The sequence below is a fragment of the Pseudoroseomonas ludipueritiae genome, assembly GCF_014490445.1.
Lineage (GTDB): Bacteria > Pseudomonadota > Alphaproteobacteria > Acetobacterales > Acetobacteraceae > Pseudoroseomonas > Pseudoroseomonas ludipueritiae.
Map to the genome: position 1 here is coordinate 1 of NZ_JACTUZ010000194.1, position 6,932 is coordinate 6,932.

Annotated in this window: 5 protein-coding genes and 2 pseudogenes; 5 read left to right on the forward strand and 2 right to left on the reverse strand. The window is 66.5% G+C overall.

Going from position 1 to position 6,932, the window contains the following annotated elements; genetic code table 11:
• Window positions 1-63: 63 nt before the first annotated feature.
• Complete coding sequence (locus tag IBL25_RS23300) at window positions 64-1,395, reverse strand: IS701 family transposase (RefSeq protein WP_238940617.1); 1,332 nt, start codon at window positions 1,393-1,395, stop codon at window positions 64-66.
• Window positions 1,396-1,527: 132 nt separating this feature from the next.
• Here IBL25_RS23300 and IBL25_RS23305 point away from each other — a divergent pair.
• A protein-coding gene (locus IBL25_RS23305) for an IS5 family transposase (RefSeq protein WP_187780873.1) occupies window positions 1,528-2,318 on the forward strand; the annotation gives its coding sequence in 2 pieces (ribosomal slippage) (window positions 1,528-1,864 and window positions 1,864-2,318; 792 coding nt in all).
• Between the two features lie 135 nt (window positions 2,319-2,453).
• Here the strand turns inward: IBL25_RS23305 and IBL25_RS23310 are convergent.
• Window positions 2,454-3,728: pseudogene (locus tag IBL25_RS23310) on the reverse strand (IS110 family RNA-guided transposase).
• A 107-nt stretch (window positions 3,729-3,835) separates the two neighbouring features.
• Between IBL25_RS23310 and IBL25_RS23315 the strand changes: the two are divergent.
• The 4 genes and pseudogenes from IBL25_RS23315 to rfbD form a co-directional block, all read left to right on the forward strand.
• A pseudogene (locus IBL25_RS23315) lies at window positions 3,836-4,105 on the forward strand (integrase core domain-containing protein); the annotation flags it as partial.
• 200 nt (window positions 4,106-4,305) lie between these two features.
• Window positions 4,306-4,887 carry a dTDP-4-dehydrorhamnose 3,5-epimerase gene (gene rfbC / locus IBL25_RS23320; protein WP_367615674.1) on the forward strand — a complete coding sequence of 194 codons (582 nt, stop codon included), beginning with the start codon at window positions 4,306-4,308 and terminating at the stop codon, window positions 4,885-4,887.
• Between the two features lie 11 nt (window positions 4,888-4,898).
• Window positions 4,899-5,987, forward strand: a complete 1,089-nt coding sequence (rfbB, locus tag IBL25_RS23325; protein WP_187780874.1) for a dTDP-glucose 4,6-dehydratase — start codon at window positions 4,899-4,901, stop codon at window positions 5,985-5,987.
• Window positions 5,987-6,886: a dTDP-4-dehydrorhamnose reductase gene (gene rfbD, locus IBL25_RS23330; protein WP_187780875.1), complete on the forward strand. Its 900-nt coding sequence runs from the start codon at window positions 5,987-5,989 to the stop codon at window positions 6,884-6,886. The genes rfbB and rfbD overlap by 1 nt, the downstream gene beginning before the upstream one ends.
• The last annotated feature ends 46 nt before the right edge of the window (window positions 6,887-6,932 follow it).

Sequence of the window (6,932 nt, forward strand, 5' to 3'; positions counted from 1 at the left end):
TGCTCAGGCAGGCTGCTCAACTGGACGCAGGTCCATAACAGCCTCTAGCACTACTTGGGCAGTTTAGCGGGTGGTGGCAGGAAGCTGCGTCGACAGTGCGGGCATCGGAGGGGTACCGCCAGGTGGGCGAGCAGCCGGTCGAGGATGGCGCGCCGAACGGTAGGCAGGCTTGGCGAGGGCGGCGGACCCGGCATTCGGGTCGGCATTTTTCCCCCGGCTCATCCGGCGGTGCGCGGCGAGACGGAGGTGTTGCAGGTAGGCGCAGGCAATGCAGGTCATCAGCGCATGTCGGTGCAGACCCGTCCACGAGCGTCCTTCGAAGTGCCCGAGACCGAGTTCCTGCTTGAGTTGCTGGTGCGCCTGCTCACATATCCAGCGCGCCTTGATGGCGGCGGCCAGGGCACGCAGTGACGTGCCGGGCGCCAGATTGCTCAGATAGTACTTCCGCTCGCCACTTGCGCGCCACTCGCCCACCAGCCAGGCCTCGTCACCTGGCAGGTGCCGGTTGTTGGCCCACACAGCGCCATCGCCCACTCGGATGGGCGCCACGGCGAACTTGGCAGCCAGTGGACCTCTGGTGCCCTGCCGCCAGGTGATCCGGCGCCAGGAGAGACTAGCCAGGACCTTCTCCGCCTCGAGTGGTTCCTCGTCAGGCACGGGCTTGCGCCCACGTCCCTGTGGCGGCACCAGTTGCACGGCGGCGCTGTAGACCTTCTGGTTGCGCGGAATGCCGACTGCCCAGAGCAGCCCCCGGGCATCGAGGCCCTGGCGGAATGCTGCACTGGCACCATAGCCCGCATCCGCCAGCACGGTGCCGAACCGTACGCCCGCGGCATGCAGCCGGTCGATCTCCTCCAGCGCGATTTCACCTTTGCTTCGCGGCACTATAGCGGCCTCCGGCACGCCTGCCCGGGCGCAGCGCTGCGGATCGCCGATCCATTCCTGTGGCAGGGACAGCCGCAAGCCCACCGGAACCGGCACCTCACCTTGGGCCAAAGTGAGCGAGATCAGGCACTGGCAGTTGGCCTTCTTGCCGAGTTGGCCGCAGCACTGGGCCGCCACACCAACCGACATCGCGCCCTTCTTGGGCAGCGCCGTGTCATCGATCACCAGCCAGGCCGCAGGTCCGCCGACCAGCTTGTCTGCCTCGCGCGCCAGCACAGACCAGAGAGGCGCGTCGCCCCAGGCTGGGCTGGCAATGAAGTGCTGCAGCTGGTCGTGGCCGCCCAGGCCCAGGCGAGCTGCCATCGGCTGCAGGCTCTTGCGCTCACCTGGCCCCAATAAGCCCCGCAGATAAAGCGGCGCCCACATCCGCCGCGTCTTGCGTCCAAGCACCTGCAGGAACGGCGCCAGCCAGCGATCCAGGTCAGCGCCACCACCATGAACGGTCGCCATCCTTACCTCCCGCTGCATTGTTCAGCAGGGAGAGAACCGTTCCTCGGCCTTACAGTGCCCAAGTAGTGCTAGGCGGCGTGGACAAAGGTCCTTCACACCGTGATCCTGAGGTGATTCAAGGCTGTCTCCTGGGTGGAGGCGCTGGTGCTGCGAGGTTTGCTGACGGACGAGGAATGGGCGTTCTTCGAGCCCTTCGTGGTCGAGACCGGACCCTTCCGCGGCCGCCCGCCCGGCAGTCACCGCCGGGTGCTGGACGCCATCTTCTGGGTAGCGCGCACGGGCATTCCCTGGCGCGACCTGCCGCCTGAGCTGGGCAACTGGAACTCCGTCCACCGGCAGTATCGGCGCTGGACCACCTCTGGCCTTTGGGATGTGCTGCTGCAGGCGCTGGCGGATGGGGGTGGCGACGCCGACGCCCTGCAGATGATCGACAGCACCATCGTCCGGGCACACCACTGCGCGGCTGGCGTAAAAGGGGGACTGACCGCCAGGGTCTTGGACGCTCGCGCGGTGGCTTCTCGACCAAGATCCACCTCCGTACCAATGCCCATGGCCTGCCGATCAGCCTAACACTGACGCCGGGCGAGGCGCATGACAGCACAGCCTATGGCGAGCTAATGGAGGAGCGGGACAGTGATCCCGGCATCTTGCTCGCGGATCGCGGCTACGACAGTGATGCCATATGGCAGGATGTACGTGACCACGGCGGGCAGCCGGAGATCCCAACCAAGCGCAACAGGCGCATCCAGCACAGTGTTCAGCGGCCCTTCTATGCCCTGCGCAATCGCATCGAGCGCTGCATCAACCGCCTGAAGAACTGCCGCCGCGTGGCTACGCGCTATGACCACACCGCCAGCAGCTTCCTCGGCTTCGTCCAACTCGCCGCCATCCGCATGTGGATCAGCTTTGTCCACGCCGCCTAGGCGGCCTCCACCATGATGGGGGAGCTCTCGATCGTAGGAGACACAGGGTCCGTCAGCGGCCCTCACCGTCCGCGGGACGAGATGCAGACCCGGGTGGAAGACCTGAACATTATCTCCAGGGTCGCGGATGCGCCCTTACGGCTCCGCTAGAGGGGTTCTTCCACCTGGCACCGGCCCCTCGACAAAGGGCCGGTAGCAGACACCGCTCTTGATGATCGCTTGCACGACGCGGGCCATTTTGGCGGTGATGGCAGTGAACGCCCCGCGCCCGAGGTCCGGATCCTCCCGGTCCTTGGCAACGTAGCGCTCGAACTTGGCGCGGAAGCTGCTTTCCCATTGACGGATGGCGACCTGGGCGGCCATCCAGAGCGTCCGGCGCAGGCGGGCATTGCCGCGCTTGGAGAGCTTGGTTTTGCCACGGCACTGGCCAGACTGGTGGGTAACGAGGTCGAGGCCGCAGAACTTCAGGAACTGGCGGTGGTGCCCGAACCGGCGCAGGTCACCCGCCTCGGCTAGAATGGCAAGCGCGTTGATCGGTCGGATACCTGGCACCTGCTGCAGGCGTCGGGAGTCGGCGTGCGCCCCAGTAGCTCACCCGCGAGCCGCTCGATGGTGTCACGCTGCCCGATCAGGTGGCGTGCCTCGGTGATGACCAGGCGGAACATGGTGATGGCCCGGGCGTTGGGCGGGATCGCAGGGCGGTCGAGGTCTGGGCAGTCTCATAGATGTCGCCGAGCAGACCGGCCTTGGCGACCTTGCGGCCGGCGAGATCGCAGGTGGCCGCGACAAAGGCCTCTTTGCTGGGGGCGGTGATGCCGGCCGGCACGGGAAAGCGCTCAAGGAGAGCGAAGAATCAGTCGCTGCGGGTGCTGTTCCGGAAGCGGTTAACCTCGGGAAAGTAGAGCGGCAGGTAGTGGGTCTGGATGCGGTGGAGCACCTCTGTCTTGGCTTTGGAGACCACCTCATGGGTCAACGACAGCGCCTGGATATCGTTGATCGCGTGCTCCAGCGGGTCGTGGTAGGGTTTGGCTTCCCCAATCCGCAGCATGTGCAGGATGACTTGCGCGCTCTTGGGATCGTTTTGTCCCAGCCGTTGTGCAGGGCCTTCCTGGTCCAGGCCAGGCCAACCGAGGAGATCAGCCGGACATCGGAGCCGGCTTGCGCTAGCCGCCAGACGAGCGGGCGGTGGTAGTGCTCGGTCGGCTCAAGGCCAACGGTCACCAGGCGTTCCAGGGCCTGCAGCTCGGCCACCAGCCGGTCGTGCTCGACGCGGGTGTTGGTCACCGTCATCCTGCGGCGCCGCCGAGCCTCGGGTACCCCGATCAGCACCTTGTTCCTCAGTTTGGCGACATCAATGGTGACCAGAACGGCGGCAGCGGGTGTAGGTGAGGCTTGGTCATGGCCGGTCAGCTCCTCTCAGTGTGGCTGGACACCGTCACTGTGGAGGCTTGCTGGCCGGTCGTGGCCGCCTTTGAGCTGATTTAGACCTAGCCAAGTCAGACTTCCCGATCTGTTACGGGCCGGAGTTCGTGTCCAAAGTGCTGGACCGTTGGGCTCACGAGCGAGGCATGGCGCTGGACTTCTCCCGACCCGGCAAGCCGACCGACAACTGCCTCGTGAAAAGCTTCAACGGCCGGCTCCGGGACAAATGCCTGGGCACGCATTGGTTCTTGCCGCTTGATGACGCCAGGAGCAAGATCGAGGTCTGGAGACGGGACTATAAACCGTCTCGTCCTCACAGTGCACTGGGGCACCCGACGCCTCAGGAGTTCGCTGCCAAAGCAGCCCAGAAGAGCTGCTTAGGACGCCCGGAAGCCCTCACTTTGGGTGGACCACCTTCGGGGCTACGGTCAGGCAACATGGAATTGGAATTTTCATTCCAGGCATAATTTCATTGTTGGGCAAATGTGGTAATAAGGAAAAATCTGCGGTGTCTGTCGTTGAATTTGGCTTCGGTTGCTGGCCTGACTGAAAGGTGCCTCATGTTATGACGATGCCTCTAACCCAAAGTGGCAATGTTTCCGCGCGACGCTTCGAGATCGAGGGCCCGCTCTTGCTGCAGGTGCGACGCTTCGGTGACCATCGCGGTTTCTTCATGGAAACCTACAGCCGGCGGGATTTCGAGGCGGTCGGCGTGACCGACCATTTCGTGCAGGACAACCATTCCCTTTCGGCCACGCCCGGCACGCTGCGCGGCATGCACTTCCAACTGCCGCCGCATGCCCAGGCCAAGCTGGTGCGCGTGCTGCGGGGCGCCGTCCTAGACGTGATCGTAGACCTGCGCCACGTCTCGCCGAGCTTCGGCCGGCATGTGGCCTGCAAGCTCTCCGCCGAGGGCGCCGAGCAGCTTTATGTCCCCGCCGGCTTCGCCCATGGCTTCGTGACGCTGGAGCCGGATACCGAGGTTGCCTACAAGGTGACCGACTATTACGTCCCCGAATGCGACCGCGGCCTCGCCTGGGACGATCCGGACCTGTCGCTGCCCTGGCCCGACCTGCCCGGCGGGCCGGTGCTGTCCGACAAGGACCGCCGTCACCCGCGCCTTCGCGACCTTCCCGCTTTCTTCTGAGAACCCCCCGCATGCGTCTCATCGTCACCGGCGGCGCCGGCTTCATCGGCTCGGCCCTTGTCCGGCACCTTGTCCTCGACCTGGGGCACGAGGTGCTGGTGATCGACAAGCTGACCTACGCGGGGGACCGCCGCACCCTGGCGGCCTGCGAGGGGCGGCCCGGCTTCGCCTTCCTGCGGGCCGATATCTGCGATGCCGATGCCATGCACCGGGCCTTCGCGGATTTCGCCCCCGACGCGGTGATGCACCTGGCAGCCGAGAGCCATGTGGACCGCTCCATCGCCTCCGCCGCGCCCTTCATCCAGACCAATGTGATGGGTACCTTCGCGCTGCTGGAGGCCGCCCGGGCGCTGCTGGCCGGCTATGACGAGGCGCGGCGCGGGCGCTTCCGCTTCCTGCATGTCTCGACCGACGAGGTCTTCGGCTCGCTCGGGCCCACGGGCGCCTTCACGGAAGCCACGCCCTATGATCCGCGCTCGCCCTATTCGGCCAGCAAGGCGGGGTCGGACCACCTGGCACGGGCCTGGCACGAGACCTACGGGCTGCCCACCATCGTCACCAACTGCTCCAACAACTACGGCCCCTTCCATTTCCCCGAGAAGCTGATCCCGCTGGTCACGCTGAACGCGCTGGAGGGCAAGCCGCTGCCGGTCTATGGCGACGGCGGCAATATCCGCGACTGGCTCTTCGTCGAGGACCATGTGCGCGCCCTGGTGGCGGCGGTGACGCGCGGCGTGCCGGGCCAGACCTACAACATCGGCGGCCGGGCGGAGCGCACCAACCTGCAGGTGGTGCATGCCATCTGCGACGCGCTGGACCGCCTGCGCCCCGCCGCCGCGCCGCGCCGGGAGCTGGTCACCTTCGTGGCCGATCGCCCGGGCCATGACCGCCGCTATGCCATCGACCCTTCCAAGGCCGAGCGCGAGCTGGGCTGGCACGCCTCCGTGACCTTCGAGGAAGGCATCGAGCGCACCCTGGCCTGGTACCTCGCCAACGAGGCCTGGTGGCGCCCGCTGCGGGAGCAGGTCTATTCCGGCCAGCGCCTCGGCCTGTTGGATGCCGCACCGGCCCCGGCGGCGGATGCGGCGGGCGCCGCCTGATGCGCGTTCTCGTTGCCGGCCGTACCGGCCAATTGGCCATTGAACTGCTGGAGCGCCTGCCGCGCTATGGCCACACAGTGGTGGCGCTGGAGGCGCCGGAGCTGGACCTGACCGACCCGGAATCGATCCGCCGCGCGGTGGAGCAGGCGGCACCGGAGGTCATCGTCAATGCCGCCGCCTATACCGCTGTGGACAAGGCCGAGAGCCAGCGCGACCTCGCCTTCGCGGTGAATGCCATCGGCGCCGGCATACTAGCCGCCGCCGCGGCGGCGCGGGATCTGCCCTTCCTGCATGTCTCGACGGATTATGTGTTCTCCGGCAATGGCGGCGCGCCTTACGACGAGGATGCGCCCACCGGCCCTACTGGCGTCTACGGCGAATCCAAGCTGGCCGGCGAGCGGGCAGCACTGGCGGCCAACCCCCGCACCGCCATCATCCGCACCGCCTGGGTCTGCAGCCCGCACGGCAACAACTTCGTCAAGACCATGCTGCGCCTGGGGCGCGAGCGCGAGGCGGTCTCGGTGGTAGCCGACCAGCATGGGGCGCCAACCTTTGCGGCCGATCTGGCCGATGCCATTGCCCGCATGCTGCCCCGGCTGGCCACTTCACCGGCAGGCGATGCAGCCTTTGGCGTCTTTCACCTAACCGGCACGCCCTGGACCACTTGGCACGGCTTCGCCGAAGCCATCTTCGCCGGGGCCGCGGCGCGCGGCTACAAGGTTCCGCGGCTTTCCGCCATCACCACCGCCGATTATCCGACGCCCGCCCGCCGCCCGGCCGATGGCCGCCTGGATTGCGGCCACATCGCTCGCATCCATGGCATCGAGGCCGCTGACTGGCGCCAGTCGCTGTCCCATTGCCTCGATGCTCTCATTGGACCTCAAACACAGCATTCTTGACGGAAGCGACGACCATGAAGGGCATCATCCTGGCGGGCGGCAGCGG